Here is a 15,906-nt window from a genome sequence, read left to right as displayed (position 1 = left end):
TTCTGTAACACAAATCATAAAATAAGTAACACCATGGCTGTAACCCGTTTTGGCGTTTCTTTGGAAGAAGAGCTGCTGAAAGCACTGGATGAATACGTTCGGGAAAACTCGTTTTCCAACCGATCGCAAGCCATTCGCTTTTTGGTTGAAAAAAACCTGGTGGAGCATAAGTGGAAATGCGACAACCTGGTGGCAGGCGCCATCACCTTGGTTTACAACCTAAACAAGAAAGATCTCCGCGCAAAACTGTTGGATGTACAAACCGAATATCAGGATGTAATCCTTTCTTCCCAGTTGTTCCATATTAACCCGGATAATTGCCTGGAAATTGTTGCCGTGAAGGGACCCTCATTCAAACTCACCAATCTGGCCGACCAATTGATTGCGGTGAAAGGAATCCAGCATGGAAAATTGATTATGAGCAAAGTAGGATAAATTTTTTATCTAAATAGTAACACTAATGTTGTATTTCGTAACACTACATTTACCATGAAGAAACTCGTAATAAGTGCCATCGTGTTTGTGTCTGTATTTTCTGGATGGGCCCAACATACTGAAAATCAACTGAACGACACGATTAAAATTGAAGAAGTAGTTGTAACCGGAACGCCTGTAAAAGTTCACCGGAACAACGTACCGCTGGCCATATCGGTTGTGAGTCGCGAACAAATTGCAGAAAGCACCGAGTCGGCCTTGTTGCCCCTGCTTAGCGGACAAGTGCCCGGGCTTTTTGTGACCGAACGCGGGATCACCGGTTTTGGCGTTGCCACCGGATCGGCCGGGCAAATTACCATCCGCGGCATTGGCGGCAACCCAACCACCGGCGTTTTGATGCTGATTGACGGGCATCCGCAGTTTATGGGCATCATGGGCCATCCACTGCCCGACAGCTACATTGCGTCGGATGTGGAGCGGGTCGAGGTCATCCGCGGGCCGGGGTCCACCTTGTACGGTTCAAACGCAATGGGCGGGGTCATCAACATCATTACCCGCCAGCAAAACCAAAATGGAATAAACGGGAAAGCCATGCTGCTTTATGGCTCGTACAACACCCAAAAATACAGCGGGTCGGCCGGTTACCGGAACAATGGCTTCAGCCTTTTTGGTTCGGTGAACCATGACCGGACCGATGGGCACCGCGACAACTCCGATTTCAAAATCACCAATGGCTACCTGAAAACCGGTTACCAGTTTAACGAACATTTATCGGCCAGCGCCGATATCAGCCTGGCTAATTTCAAAACAACCGATCCCGGTCCGGATACGCTGAATGCTATCCCCGGAAGTGGACTCGATATTTTGCGCGGATACTGGTCGCTTACTGTTGATAACGCCTTCAAAAAAACATCCGGAAGCCTCAAATTTTTCCACAATTTTGGGGAACATGATGTTACCGACGGATTTCATTCTACTGATAACAATTATGGGGTGAACTTTTTTCAGGCTTTCCACTTCTTTGAAGGAAACAGTTTAACACTAGGAATTGACCACATCCGGTACGGCGGGATGGCCGAAAATACAAAAGCCATGAACGGACAGGGAATGGTTTTCGCTGACACCACGGTTTACGAAATCGGTGTATATGGATTTGTCCAACAAACACTGGCGAAAAAATTAACGTTGAACGCCGGGCTTCGGCTTCAGGACCACAAAATCTATGGAAACGAATGGATCCCTTCCGGTGGTTTCGCTCTGAAAATCGATTCGAAAACAAGCTGGAAAGGAAACATCTCGAAGGGTTTTCGCAGTCCCACCATTCGCGAGCTATTCATGTGGAACCACAACCCCAATCTGCAACCCGAAAAGATTATGAACTACGAAACCGGCATTTATCGTTCATTCTTCCATTCGAAAATGAATATTGAACTGACCGGTTTCTATGTGAAAGGCGATAACCTGATTGTGACAGGTACAATGGGGAATCTGTATAATTCGGGCCTAGTTGACAACAAAGGGATTGAGCTAGCCATTACCGGCAAAGCAAAGCAAAACCTGGATTACAACCTCAGCTACAGTTACATCGATATGAAAAATCCTGTAGTTTCGACTCCCAAACACAACCTGTACCTGGGGGCGACTTACCGTTGGAAAAAATGCAAGTTGAATGCCAGCCTACGCCAAATTGCAGATATGGACAACGATGTTAGCCCAACTGTGAATCTGGAAAGCTACACCGTTGTCGATGCCAAATTCAGCTGGAAAGCCAGCCGGTTTGCCGAGTGGTTCGTCAGCTGCGAAAACCTGCTCGACCAGCAATATGCTATCAACCGTTATTATCCTATGCCACGAACAACTATTTTTAGCGGGCTCAACTTGAATTTCTGATCGAAAGCAAAGGCGCACATTTTTTCAGCGGCGACAAATCAAACATGATATTCCTTCTGGATTTTCCCTTGAAATGCCCTTAACTTGCTGAGGTTATTTCAAGGGATTATTTTATGAAAGCAATCGTTAAAAGCAAACCCGAACGGGGTCTATGGATGGAGAATGTTCCGTTACCGTCGGTAGGTCCCAATGATGTGTTGATCCGCGTGAAAAAGGCCGCTATTTGCGGCACAGACCTTCATATCTACAAGTGGGACGAATGGGCCCGGAACACGATCAAAACGCCGGTGATCATTGGTCATGAATACATGGGCGAAGTGGTTGAAACCGGCTCTGAAGTTGACCGCGTACACGTGGGGGAGCGGGTAACCGTGGAAGGCCACATTTCGTGCGGATTTTGCCGCAACTGCCGCCGCGGGCGACAACACATCTGCGACAACACCATTGGCATCGGAGTAAACCGCGACGGTGGTTTTGCCGAATACATTTCCGTACCGGCCAAAAATGTGCTGAAAGTAGATGCGCGTATCCCCGACGAAATCATGGCGATTATGGACCCGTTGGGAAATGCCACCCACACGGCCCTCTCCTTCCCGCTTTTGGGCGAAGATGTGCTGATTACAGGCATTGGCGGACCAATTGGGGCCATGGCCGCAGCCGTTTGCCGTTTTGCCGGTGCCCGAAATATTGTGGGAACGGATATCTCGAAATACCGCCGCGATTTGGCCCGGAAAATGGGCGCCACCAAAGTGATCGACCCCATGAACGACAATATCCGCAGTGCAATGGGACGACTGGGCATGGTGGCCGGTTTCGATATCGGCCTGGAATGCAGCGGCTCGCCGATAGCCTTCAACGATATGGTTGAAAACATGTATAACGGCGGAAAAATCTCTTTGCTGGGTTTGCTGCCCTCTGATACAAAGATCAACTGGAGCAAACTTATTTTTAAAGGACTGACACTGAAAGGTATCTATGGAAGAGAAATGTACGAAACGTGGTACCACATGGAAATGATGCTAACCACCGGACTGGATATTTCGCCGGTCATCACCCATCGCATGCATGCCGACGATTTTCAGCAGGCTTTCGACATCATGGAACAGGGAAAATGCGGAAAAATCATTCTTGACTGGGAATAAATCTTAAAAAAACGATGTACTCCGGTAAATACGCGGAAAATTCAGTTAGCGGGATTTCCTGCGTTTCAGTTGAATACGTTTACTCATTGTAAACTCCATAAAATTCGTCCCGTTCAGAATACTGATATCGCGATACTGGATTTTTGAATTTTGCTGATACCGCACCAACGAGGCCCCGAGGTAAAAGTTTGGGAAATAATGCCCGGCTGAAAGCTGAAATGCTGAACTCCAGCTCAACTTAAACTGATGATCCGTATCTTCACCTGTAAAATGCCACACATTTTGCTGAAGGCCCAAACTAAAGCGATAGGAGCCGGTAATAATCCAATTTTTCGATGGAACCAGCGAATAAGCATATCCCAAATTGGTATTCAGCGTGTACGCTTCAAAATTGTTCTGCTGCCGCCCATTCGTAAAATATTGATTTCCAATTTCGGAAGGTACAAAAGCCGAATCAGCTTCAACGGTTATCAGGTAAACACCGCCGCCATAAATCAATGATCCGGCACTTTTTAACTGGATATCCGTTTGCTTGAAAGCCGCCTTATACGAAAAGCGCCGGTTGTTTACCACATAATTGAAGTTGATGCCGAAATTATTTGTGATCAAATCACGACGGGTATAATACTGTTCCAAACCCGGAATCTCCAGTCCTTCCTCCTCCAGCTCGCTCAAATAGTACCCCCGGGTTTTGATAGCCAAAATATCGAGCGTGAACTTTCGCGAATAAATATAGCTCTGCAAGCCGAAGCTGGTAGTTTTTCCGTATCGGTGGTCATCGCCGGAAAGCATGGGAATTTTGGTGCCAATTTTCAGCCCAAACCATTTGTAATTAAAGCCAATTCCAAGGTTATAATAGTCATTTGGCCGGTATTTCAACCGAACCCCCTCATTTTGGTCGTGAAACTGGATAAAGTTATTCTTGTTGGCCGAAAAAACCCGAACAACCAAATCGTTGTAACAGGTTTTAATATAATCCGGATCCAGTTTATTTGTTGAACAAGAATCATTCTTACCCGCAAAGGAAATCCACGAATTCAGAATAATAAGTCCGGCAATCCATATTTTTCTCATAAATCCATCTCCACCCAAACCGGACAATGATCGGAATGCACTGCCTCGGGCATAATGCCGGCATTTCTGATTGCTGACTTCAATTCCTCTGTTACCATGTTATAATCGATGCGCCAACCTTTGTTTTTACCACGCGAGCCTGCCCGGTAGCTCCACCACGAATAGTGATGCGGTTCCTGGTTTATCTCGCGAAAACTATCCACATATCCATCTTCCACAAATTTTTGGAACCACTCCCGCTCTTCAGGTAAAAAGCCAGAGGTGTTCTGCTGCTTCTCCGGATTGTGAATATCAATCCACAAACGGCAGATGTTGTAATCGCCCGAAATAATCAATCGGGGATACTCTTTCCGCAGTTCATTTAAATAAGCCTGAAAATCGGCCAGAAACTCCATTTTAAAGTCTTGACGGACATCTCCGGTAGTTCCGGAAGGGAAATAGGCACTAATGACCGAAAAACCGCTGAAATCGGCCCTCACTACCCTTCCTTCCGTATCGTATTTGTTATTATCCATCCCATAAGTTACCTGTACCGGTTTTTCTTTGCTCAGGATAGCAACACCACTGTAACCCGGCCTCTCGGCAGAATGGGCATAAAACGAATATCCCAGACGTTCAAAATCCTCTTCACTCATCTGTCCGGGCTGAGCTTTGGTTTCCTGAAGACACAAAATATCGGGATTAGCCAATTGCAGCCATGTTAAGAAATCCTTCTTTAAAGCTGCTCGAATGCCATTCACATTATAGGAAAAAATACGTTTCACAATTTTTTGTAATTTTGAATGAAATATCAGCCGAAAATACTTTATTTTTTTAATTCAAAAAAAAGCCATTGAATACAGGTATCGTCATAAAATCCACCGGAAGCTGGTACTGTGTAAAAACAGAATCGGGCAAAACCGTCGACTGCAAAATCAAGGGGAATTTCCGCATCAAGGATATCAAAAGTACGAATCCCATTGCTGTGGGCGACCGGGTTACGTTTAAATATCTGGAAATGGAAGGAGAAGAAACGGCCAAACCAGTTGGATTAATCACCGAAATAACTGACCGTAAGAATTATATTGTCCGGAAATCACCAAATCTCTCCAAACAATCCCATATTATTGCGGCCAATATCGACCAGGCTTTTCTGGTTGTTACGATAAATTACCCGGTTACCACAACCACTTTTATCGATCGTTTTCTGGCATCTGCTGAAGCTTATCGTATTCCCTGCTCATTAATTTTCAACAAAACCGACCGCTACAATTCGGAACAAACCCGGCAAATGGATGAGCTGATTGAGCTTTACGAAAAAATTGGCTACCGATGCTTAAAGACATCAACCAAAACAAAAAGTGGACTAAATCAGCTAAAAAAATGGATGACCGATAAAACCAATGTTTTTTCGGGCCACTCCGGTGTTGGAAAGTCAACCTTGATCAACAGCGTTGAACCGGGATTAAATTTGAAAACCAAAGAAATTTCGGACTATCACCAAACCGGTCAGCACACCACCACCTACTCCGAAATGTTTGAATTGAGTTTTGGCGGGTACATCATCGATACGCCCGGCATAAAAGGTTTTGGGATGCTGGATATGGAAAAAGAAGAAATTGGCCATTATTTTCCCGAAATTTTTAAACGACTCGAAAAGTGCCAGTACTACAATTGCACCCATACCCACGAACCGGGTTGCGAAGTGAAACGGGCTGTCCTCGACAATGAAATTGCAGAAAGCCGGTACTATTCGTATCTCGGATTGCTTCAATCGGATGAGAAGTACCGAAGTTAAGCTGGATGGAGAAAAAATCTGACCGAAAACATTACCTTAAAATTACAAGTTATCATCTTACTTATCAGCTCTTTAACTTGAAATAATCAAAGATTTTGGTGGCACGAGAATCGCCTATTTGGGCGGCAACTGTATCATAGGGTTGTTTTTTCAGATTCTCAAGGCTTTTAAATTCACGCAAGAGCAACTGGATTGTCTTCTCCCCTATTCCCGGAATTTCTTCCAATTCGGATTTGATAAAATTCTTCGAACGTTTCTGCCGGTGAAAAGTAATCCCAAAACGATGGGCTTCATCCCGCGCTTGCTGAATCACTTTTAAGGTTTCTGAATTTTTATCCAGGTACAACGGAACCGAGTCACCGGGAAAAAATATTTCTTCCAATTTTTTCGCAATGCCAATGATTGCAATTTTACCCCTCAAACCTAATTTTTCGAGTGCGTTCAGGGCCATGCCCAATTGTCCCTTCCCTCCATCAATAACAATTAACTGTGGCAACGGATTTCTTTCGTCCATCTGACGTTTGTAACGCCGGTAAACAATTTCCTCCATCGAAGCAAAATCGTTGGGGCCTTCCACTGTTTTTACATTAAAATGCCGGTATTCCCTTTTGGCAGGTTTTCCATTTTTAAAAACCACACAGGCAGCCACCGGATTTGTTCCCTGCAAATTCGAGTTATCGAAACATTCGATCCGGACCGGCAATTCCTTCAACTGGAGATCTTTTTTCATCGTCTCCAAAATGCGATCAGTACTTTTCAGTGGTTTAGCCAAAGCCAACTGTTTTTCCTTTTCGAGCCGGTAATATTTCGCATTCCGAACCGATAAATCAAGCAGTTTTTTCTTATCGCCTTTCACCGGTACCCTGAAAATTACATTCTCCAATTTGATTGACGGCTTAAAAGGGACGAGCAATTCTCTTGCATTCGAATAAATTTTCTGGCGAATATCGGCTACGGCATATTCGAGCAATTCCTCCGGAGTTTCGTCGAGCGCTTTCTTTATTTCCGTAGTGTAGGTTTGCACGATAGCCCCATTGATTACTTTGAGGTAATTGATGAAGGCTGATTTTTCCACCACATCGATTCCAAAAACATCCACATCAGTGATCGTGGAACTGACCACGGTTGAACGATTCTGGAATTTTTCAAGTATGACCAGCTTTTCTTTCACCTGGTTCGCCTCCTCAAACCGATAATCATCGGACAACTTTTTCATCATTTCGCGGAGATATTTGATCACTCCTGAAATATTTCCCTTCAAGATATCTTTGATCTCATCGATGTATTGATTGTACGCCGTTTCCTCCTGCAAGCCTTCGCAAGGGCCCAAACAGTTCCCAATGTGATATTCCAAACAAACCTTCAATTTCCCGCTTTCGACATTCTCTTTGGACAAATTGAATTTGCAATTGCGAAGTTTATACAAGCGTTTAAACAAATCGAGCAGGGTACGCACCGCTAAAACTGAAGTGTAGGGACCAAAATAGGCTGAGCCATCCCGATAAACATTGCGTGTTTGAAACACGCGCGGAAAGCGTTCATTCTTGACAACAATCCACGGATAGGTTTTATCATCTTTCAACCGGATATTGTATCGCGGCTGGTACTTTTTGATCAGGTTATTTTCAAGCAGCAGGGCATCCTCTTCCGTTTCAACAACCAGGTGTTTGATGTCGTAAATATTACGGACAAGCAGGGCAGTTTTCCGGTTGTCATGATTTTTGGAGAAGTAAGAAGAAACCCGCTTCTTTAAATTTTTAGCTTTTCCAACATAGATAATTCTTCCCGCATTATCAAAATACTGGTAAATTCCCGGCTGATCAGGTAGAACGGAAACCAACTCTTTCAAGTGATCCATCCGGTTATTTGTGCTGGAATATTTCAAGGCAAAATCAAAAATTAATATTCCACCAAACTATGCATTTCGTAATTGGAAAGGATTTCCTTATTGCCGTTTTCGATGAACTTTAAATCGCAAATAAACGAGAAATAAATCTGTTTGACATTCATTTGGCGGACCAGTTTCAAGGCAGCCAAAGCAGTTCCCCCAGTGGCCAACAAGTCGTCATGAATAAGCACCACATCATCTTCATTCAGGGCATCCAGATGCATTTCAATGGTGTCCGTTCCGTATTCCAACTCGTACGATTCATGGATGGTTTCGACAGGTAATTTGCCTTTTTTCCGGGCAGGAACAAAGCCGGCATGTAAGCAATAAGCCACGGCCCCACCCACAATAAAGCCTCGCGATTCCAGCGAAACAACCTTTGTAATCTGCTTTTCTTTAAAGTAATTACTTATCTCATCCACCACCACCTGAAAAGCATTCTTATCTTTCAATAAGGTCGTAATATCCTTAAAACTAATTCCCTTCGTGGGATAATCCGGAATTTCACGGATAAATTTCTTTAAATTCATTGGTCTTCTTTTTGTGTTCCACGTGGAACATTACCTCCCTAACATGATTAATAGCACATTGATATCAGCAGGACTGACACCGGAAATGCGACTTGCCTGCCCGATCGTTTTCGGTTGTATTTTGGTGAGTTTTTGACGGGCCTCGGTTGATATCGTATGCAGGCTTTCGTAGTCGAATTTATTCTCAATATTGATATGCTCAAGCCTGTTAAATTTATCAGCCATTAACTTCTCACGCTCAATATAACCAGAATATTTAATCAAGATTTCAGCTGATTCAACAATCTCATTAAAACGTTCAGCCGGTATTATTTTCAGAAATTTTTTAAACGGGACTATCGGTTCAATCAGATCAAAAATGCATAACTGAGGCCGCGAAATAATGTCTTTAAGTTTAACACCTTGTTTAAGAGGAGAAGTATTTTTATCTTCCAATAGTGAATTTATAAACTGTGGTTTTATTGAAAAATCGGAAACAAACTGAATGATTTCGTCCCGAAGTTTTACTTTTTCATTCAATAAATCCATCCGCTCCTTCTTCGCCAAACCTAATTCAAAACCTTTCGGAGTTAAACGGGCATCTGCATCATCCTGCCGTAAAAGAATACGGTATTCAGCACGTGAAGTAAACATCCGATAAGGTTCATCAACTCCCTTTGTAACCAAATCATCAATTAAAACACCGATATAAGCCTCATCCCTGCTTAACCGAAAATCAGATAATCCATTTGCTTTTTGATGGGCATTTATCCCTGCCATCAAACCTTGGGCCGCTGCCTCCTCATATCCGGTTGTTCCGTTTATTTGCCCGGCAAAAAACAAATTTTTAATACGCTTTGTTTCGAGGGTATGATAGAGTTGTGTGGGATCAAAATAATCGTATTCAATAGCATAGCCAGGCCTAAAAATGCGGGCGTTTTCGAGCCCGGGAATCAAACGCAAGGCTTTGTACTGCACATCCCAGGGAAGCGAAGAGGAAAAACCATTCAGATAATATTCAATCGTAGTCTCACCCTCGGGCTCAAGAAACAACTGATGTTGGGGTTTTTCAGAAAAAGTGACGAGCTTTGACTCGATACTCGGACAATAACGCGGACCCGTGCTTTGAATCGTTCCATTATACATCGGTGAATCATTGAAACCTTCCTCCAACGCATTGTGAACGGCCTCGTTGGTGTAGGTAATCCAGCAGCTACGTTGCTGTAAGCTGGATTTCTCTTTTGGCAAATACGAGAACTTGTAATGACCTTCATCCCCTTTTTGCTCTGTCAATTTTGAAAAATCAATTGTCCTTCCATCAATTCGTACAGGTGTACCCGTTTTTAAACGCCCGGTTACAAAACCAGCTTCAGCCAACTGATCACTTATAAAATAAGAAGACGATTCGCCAATGCGGCCCCCTTCCATTTGTGCCCGACCAATATGCATCAATCCATTTAAAAAAGTACCATTAGTTAAAATAACCGTTTTCGATTTAAACTCAACTCCGATCTGGGTCTTCACCCCACGTACTTCTCCATTTTCGATCAATAAATGAACAACAGCATCCTGCCAAAGATCCAGATTTTTGATTTTCTCAAGCTCGTTGCGCCACATTTCAGAAAAACGCATCCGGTCGCTCTGGCAACGCGGACTCCACATGGCTGGTCCTTTTGACCGGTTGAGCATTCTGAATTGAATAGAAGTACGATCTGTAATAATTCCGGTATATCCTCCAAGAGCGTCAATCTCGCGAACAATTTGACCTTTGGCAATCCCGCCAATAGCCGGATTACAGGACATTTGAGCGTATTTACCCATATCCATCGTGATGAGCAATGTTTTCGAACCCAAATTAGCAGCAGCAGCGGCAGCCTCACATCCTGCATGTCCTCCCCCAACTACAATGACATCATAATACGGTAGCATGATAAAATATTTTGAGCCACAAAATTAATAGAAAAGCTTTAATAAGAAAAAGTTACAATTTGTCCAGGTAGAAGTCTTCCTTTTGTGTCATTATTTCCTTCTCTTGGGGAAGTTTGTCAGCATAGCCGCACAAATGCAAAACACCATGGATAAGAATACGATTCAATTCTTCACTAAAGGAAACCCGAAAAGTATCGGCATTTTCAGAAACCCGATCCAAACTAATAAAAATATCACCAGACACCAAATTGCCTTCAACATAATCGAAAGTAATGATATCTGTGAAATAATCATGATCGAGATACTGCTTATTGATTTCGAGCAAATAAGGATCACTGCAAAAAATAAAACTCAATTCAGCCGGCAATTTTCCTTCTTCTTTGATGGTTGAAGTAATCCAGTTTTTAAGCCGCTTTTTGTCCAAATGAAGATCAGCAACATCTTCATAATAAAAATTGATGCTCACGATTTAGTTTAAATTTTAATTGAATAATCGTACCGTTATTTTTGAAGCTAACCTGATCAACCAGGTTGTGAATGATGAAAAGCCCTCTCCCACCCTCACTTTTTATTTTCTCTTTTGACGTTGGATCCGGCAGCTTCCGAAAGTCGAAACCTACACCTTCATCCATTACTTCAACTGTCAGTGTATTTTGAGACAGACAAGCACTAATAGTTACATATTTTTCAGCATCATGTTTGTTTCCGTGAGAAATCGCATTGTTAACCGACTCGCAAACGCTCAGATTAATATACCCACTCCTGGCAGATGATATTTTGGCATCATGAAGAATTTCTTCAAGAAATGAATGTACTTCTTTCAACTGTGACAAACTGGATCGTATGCGTAGTTCGCGTTTCAAAATTTAGTCGTTTAGCTGATTAATATACTGTCTGTATTTCTGATCATAAAACTGTCGCAATTTATAACTATTATATTGAATATATTGCTGATTAATTTTCTCTGTTTGTTTATACTCAAAATATTTCACCGGGTTACTGAAAAATTTCTCGTCTGCTGATTTCGATTCTCTTTCATCGTCAATATCGCGTTCCATCTCAGCTTTTTCAGCTTGCAACAACTTATCGAGAATCAAATTTTGCCGGCTGACCATCGAGTTAGTCAAATTTTTCTGAATTAAATCAAGTCTATTTTGTTCAATAAGAGTTTCAATCTGCCTAAGTTGTTCTTTAGCAGAACTTCCGACTTCATTCCCTAAAATCGCCTGCCGAACCATCTGTTGTAACATTTCCTGCTGAGCCAACATACGACCAATATTCTCATTCAAGCCCTTCGAATTTCCTTCTTTCATTTGCTGAATGAGCTGTTGCATCTGATCCTTTAACGACTGCTGCGCATCGTTCATTATATTTAAACCAAGCTTGCCACCGCTACCCGGTTTATCGCATTCCTGATCTCCTGGCATGGCTTCTGACAACTGTTTTTCCAAATTTTCGAGCGCCTCATTTAAAAACAGGGCCAGTTCATTAGCCGAGGTCAATGCACTTTGCTCGTGCCGCATCGAATGACTAATATTTCCTTCGCTCATAAAATCGATGGACTGATTCAGCGCTTGCTCCAACTTAAGCAACTCAACATTAATTTTACCACTAATCATTGGTGTACGCTTAGCCAATGCATATAACGAATCTTTAACAACACTTGATTGATCACGTATAATATGCTGTTCCAACATTAATTGATTGACAAGGGGATCATTGAAACCCACTGATCGAAGATCCGACAAAACAGTTTCAACCTTAAATGATAGAAACACCAGATTATCCAATATTTGCCGCAAATTATTAATATCCTCCCTTTTCTGTTTTACCCTGCTGTTATCCAACATTTGTTGAACCATAAAACCCAAATTTTCAATCAGCCTGGAATTTTCTCCGATTCCTTTCGATGCCTTATTAATTCGCATATTTTCAACATGTTCTATATTATCTAAATATTTTTCACTTATACCCTGAAATTCACGGTCCAAATCAAAAAGGTTCATGGGTTTGTCCAACGATTCATTGATTTGCAGGGACATCTTCATTTCCTCCCGTATGGATTCAATCAAATTCTGATTATCCTGTTCACGCTGTAATGATTTCTCTAATTCACGCTCTTCTTTAATCGATTCACTGATAAAGTTTTCCTGATCAGAAATTTCATGTAATAACTGAACAGCATTTTCGAGTTGTTGCTCAATTTTCATCCGCTTAAGCATTTGTAAGTTTCGTTCAAGTTGCTTAGTCAGATCATCCAGCGGAGCCACTGAATTATTCATTAATTCATCCAATTTCTGCTGATCAAATTCCTGAGCTAGCTTATTAAACTCATCAAACAATTTTCTCAATTCATCGTTCAGTACTTCATCCAACAATTCTTCAATTTGTTGTTGCTTTTTTACGATTTCTTCCTTTTCTTCAGAAAAAGAATTGGACAATCGGTTCATATCAGAATGTTCGCCTTTTATCTCGTCAATTAACTGTTCAAGAGCCGTCTTTCTGTTGAGAATATCCTGAATTATTTGTTGTTTCTCCCACTCAGAACCAAGCTCATTTAAACTCCTAAAACGCAAGTTTTCAATAGATTTATTTAATTCCTGGCTAAGTTGAAAACTCTTTTCCATCATGTCTTCCAAACTATCATACTGCTTGTTAACAGCATGAATCAATTCACCTTCAGACAAAATATTATACTGAAATGTATTGGAACTTGACTTTTTATACTGATGAAAATAATCGTTATCGCTTACTGTAAAATGGTAATTAAAATGCCGACCCAAGTGTAATAAATCCCTGAAACTTATCGTAAAATAAAAGTTTTGTTCTTGAAGATTCTGCTGAATTGGGATAGAGATCATACTATCGGCCTGATTAGTAAAAATTTGAAAATACAAATCGTGAAAACCGTAATCGTCCCGAATCAATCCCTTAAAATAGAAACGATTATAATCCATTGAATCAGCTAACTGAACCACTTCAATTTCAGGAAATCGATCCGGAATGATATGAATATTGAAATGCAAAAAATCGGGATTGGTAAAATAGGAATTGATCAACGAAACAGAATAAGGTTCATTTCTGAAAGCAGTACGTTCAGCATAAAACTCATTCTTATCCAAAGATGCAATCAGACAGGTATCATCAAAATTTATAAGCAAGGAATCCGTATCAATTGCCTTAAAACGCCAACGCAAACGAGAACCATATGGAACGTTTAAATCACCTGCGTTCTGAATTATTTCCTGCGTATAAAATGTATAAGCTGGCGGCTCTATCTGAACAGAATAACTCAGAACAGAAGGGCTTGGTAGTGTTACAACGTGATACTTATCCGATAGGTACATTAAATCGGTAAAAAACACATCAAACGAATGATGAACCTGGTCTAATTGATAACTAAATAATTCACCATCAAAATCCATCAAGAAATTGGATCCGCCAATATTGATATACATTACTTCTGGCACTTCCCTACCCTCGCACCTTATTTCCAATTTCAAGGCATCACCCTTTTTAACCTTTAAGTCTTTGTTAAGTAAAACAAATGTAAAAGGCGCAGGCTTCGAAAAATACTTCGTAAAATGTGCTACCCGGTATGCTGATTCAGCATATAACCCTGGAAAAATTTTGGCCAAGAACACAACCAAAATAGTAGCAGTGATTAAGCCGAAAAATAAATTACGTAGTTGATTGAAATTATATATAGAAGAGAAGTCAATAACTTTAATGGCTTCAATTTTTTGATCAATACTTGCCCAAACTAAATCATGATTTTCACAACTTTCTTCTGCAAGTTCCAAAATATTAATTAACTGATCCTGAATATCCGGAAAATGATCGCTAATCAGCTTTGATGTCTTCTTAAAAGACATCGGACTAAAAAGACCAATTAATCTGAAAGCAGGAATAGAAACAAACCAAACCAAAATCCCAATAGAAAAAAGTAAGGAAAATATAAACAAGAAACTTCGTATAAAAACGGATGAAAAGCTAAAATACTCAAATATCAAAACTATTGAATAATAGCAAATTAGCAACAGCATAGCTACTATAAAACCACGAAGCAACTGAAAAAAGTAATACTTCCTTCTAAACTCTTCCAGTTTACCAACAAGCTGTTCATAGTTTTTAGTCATCTCTTTTAAAATACTTATACACAGTTACGAATGAAAACTAATAACTGTTAATTATTTTCCAATACCTGTTAAAATAAAACAAACAAATCTCTGACAACAAATTTCCAAATTGAAACAAATTTTTTAAAAGACCATTGTGATTGAAAAATACAAATCTAGTTCCTCCAAAAAAACGAAGTAAAAATAAACACAAAATCGGATCTGGAACGAACAACAAAATACTAAAAACAACTACTATCAACAATTGTTAATTACTTCACTAATATCAGTGATTTCAAAGGAATAGTGATGTTAATTTATCGTTTATAAACAGAAATAAGATCGATTTTTATATTTTTGCAACTATTGAGAAAAAAACTTTTACACGCTTTCAACAGGCTATTATTAGTTTCATTCTTTTATTTAAAAACTAAAAAATATATAGTAATACTATTTTGATGTGTTAACTGGGTTTCCTTTTTTACGAAATTGGAATTAACTATCGAGCGCTCTTTAATAAATTGCAATGAATGACAAACTTTCGATATTGTTGGTTGAAGATAATGTGTTGAATCAGAGGATTGTAACATTCAGCTTAAAAAAATACAACCACCAGGTTACTATTGCCAATAATGGTATGGAAGCTTTTGAAGCCTTTAAAACCAGTAAATTTGATGTAATTCTGATGGATATCATGATGCCGGTGATGGATGGACTTGAAGCTACCGTTAAAATCCGGGAGCACGAAATCGAAAACAACATTACCGATCAAACACCAATTATTGCCATCACGGCTAATACGATGGATAACGACCGGGATAAATGCATTTCGTACGGCATGAATGAATTTATGGCCAAGCCTTTTGATATTGAAAAACTCAACCGTATTTTTCAGGATCTTTGCATCTATTGAATCTTTTCAACTCTCATTTTTTTAGTCGATACAGCATGATTTCAGTTGAGCCATGCTTACATCTTACACGTATTTTTAGGAAAAGGATTTCTTCCTAAGTTTTCCTATCTCAGCTTTTTTAATCTACCTTTTAGATCCGGTATTGTTAACAATTGCTAATGAAAAGAAAAAAAGGAAAAAAACTACTACTTTCACTTTTTACCTTCTGACTTAGAAAGAGTCAAATAAAAA

General features: G+C 40.6%; 13 protein-coding genes. 5 read left to right on the top strand and 8 right to left on the bottom strand.

The window, feature by feature from the left end; translation table 11 throughout:
- Positions 1–33 precede the first annotated feature (33 nt).
- The 3 genes from nikR to tdh all read left to right on the top strand — a co-directional run bounded on the left by nikR (position 34) and on the right by tdh (position 3,467).
- Positions 34–435: a nickel-responsive transcriptional regulator NikR gene (gene nikR, locus N2K84_RS01965; RefSeq protein ID WP_282590083.1), complete on the top strand. Its 402-nt coding sequence runs from the start codon at positions 34–36 to the stop codon at positions 433–435.
- A gap of 54 nt (positions 436–489) precedes the next feature.
- On the top strand, positions 490–2,325 hold the full coding sequence (locus tag N2K84_RS01960; protein ID WP_282590082.1) for a TonB-dependent receptor plug domain-containing protein: 1,836 nt from the start codon (positions 490–492) through the stop codon (positions 2,323–2,325).
- A gap of 113 nt (positions 2,326–2,438) precedes the next feature.
- Entirely contained in the window at positions 2,439–3,467 is a 1,029-nt protein-coding gene (gene tdh, locus N2K84_RS01955; RefSeq protein WP_282590081.1) for an L-threonine 3-dehydrogenase, read from the top strand.
- A gap of 45 nt (positions 3,468–3,512) precedes the next feature.
- Here the strand turns inward: tdh and N2K84_RS01950 are convergent, their stop codons facing one another.
- Both N2K84_RS01950 and N2K84_RS01945 read right to left on the bottom strand, forming a co-directional pair.
- The gene (locus N2K84_RS01950; protein ID WP_282590080.1) at positions 3,513–4,541 is read right to left on the bottom strand and encodes a DUF4421 family protein; all 1,029 of its coding nucleotides are present in this window, start codon (positions 4,539–4,541) and stop codon (positions 3,513–3,515) included.
- The gene (locus N2K84_RS01945; protein WP_282590079.1) at positions 4,538–5,305 is read right to left on the bottom strand and encodes an exodeoxyribonuclease III; all 768 of its coding nucleotides are present in this window, start codon (positions 5,303–5,305) and stop codon (positions 4,538–4,540) included. Before N2K84_RS01945 ends, N2K84_RS01950 begins: the two co-directional genes overlap by 4 nt.
- Before the next feature lie 68 nt (positions 5,306–5,373).
- On the opposite strand from N2K84_RS01945, the gene rsgA reads away from it, so the two are divergent.
- On the top strand, positions 5,374–6,318 hold the full coding sequence (gene rsgA, locus N2K84_RS01940; protein ID WP_282590078.1) for a ribosome small subunit-dependent GTPase A: 945 nt from the start codon (positions 5,374–5,376) through the stop codon (positions 6,316–6,318).
- Positions 6,319–6,382: 64 nt separating this feature from the next.
- On the opposite strand, the gene uvrC is transcribed toward rsgA, so the two are convergent.
- The 6 genes from uvrC to N2K84_RS01910 are packed head-to-tail and all read right to left on the bottom strand — an operon-like array spanning position 6,383 to position 14,783.
- Complete coding sequence (gene uvrC / locus N2K84_RS01935; protein ID WP_282590077.1) at positions 6,383–8,176, bottom strand: excinuclease ABC subunit UvrC; 1,794 nt, start codon at positions 8,174–8,176, stop codon at positions 6,383–6,385.
- Positions 8,177–8,217: 41 nt separating this feature from the next.
- Positions 8,218–8,736, bottom strand: a complete 519-nt coding sequence (locus N2K84_RS01930; RefSeq protein ID WP_282590076.1) for an adenine phosphoribosyltransferase — start codon at positions 8,734–8,736, stop codon at positions 8,218–8,220.
- A 30-nt stretch (positions 8,737–8,766) separates the two neighbouring features.
- Entirely contained in the window at positions 8,767–10,644 is a 1,878-nt protein-coding gene (gene mnmG / locus N2K84_RS01925) for a tRNA uridine-5-carboxymethylaminomethyl(34) synthesis enzyme MnmG (protein ID WP_282590075.1), read from the bottom strand.
- 52 nt (positions 10,645–10,696) lie between these two features.
- Positions 10,697–11,110, bottom strand: a complete 414-nt coding sequence (gene ybeY / locus N2K84_RS01920) for an rRNA maturation RNase YbeY (protein ID WP_282590074.1) — start codon at positions 11,108–11,110, stop codon at positions 10,697–10,699.
- Entirely contained in the window at positions 11,088–11,507 is a 420-nt protein-coding gene (locus N2K84_RS01915; protein ID WP_282590073.1) for an ATP-binding protein, read from the bottom strand. Before N2K84_RS01915 ends, ybeY begins: the two co-directional genes overlap by 23 nt.
- Before the next feature lie 3 nt (positions 11,508–11,510).
- Entirely contained in the window at positions 11,511–14,783 is a 3,273-nt protein-coding gene (locus tag N2K84_RS01910; protein ID WP_282590072.1) for a DUF4175 family protein, read from the bottom strand.
- A gap of 505 nt (positions 14,784–15,288) precedes the next feature.
- Between N2K84_RS01910 and N2K84_RS01905 the strand changes: the two genes are divergently transcribed.
- Entirely contained in the window at positions 15,289–15,675 is a 387-nt protein-coding gene (locus N2K84_RS01905; RefSeq protein WP_282590071.1) for a response regulator, read from the top strand.
- The last annotated feature ends 231 nt before the right edge of the window (positions 15,676–15,906 follow it).

Source organism: Gaoshiqia sediminis (assembly GCF_025907915.1).
GTDB lineage: Bacteria > Bacteroidota > Bacteroidia > Bacteroidales > Prolixibacteraceae > Gaoshiqia > Gaoshiqia sediminis.
This window is presented reverse-complemented; position numbering and strand designations above follow the sequence as displayed.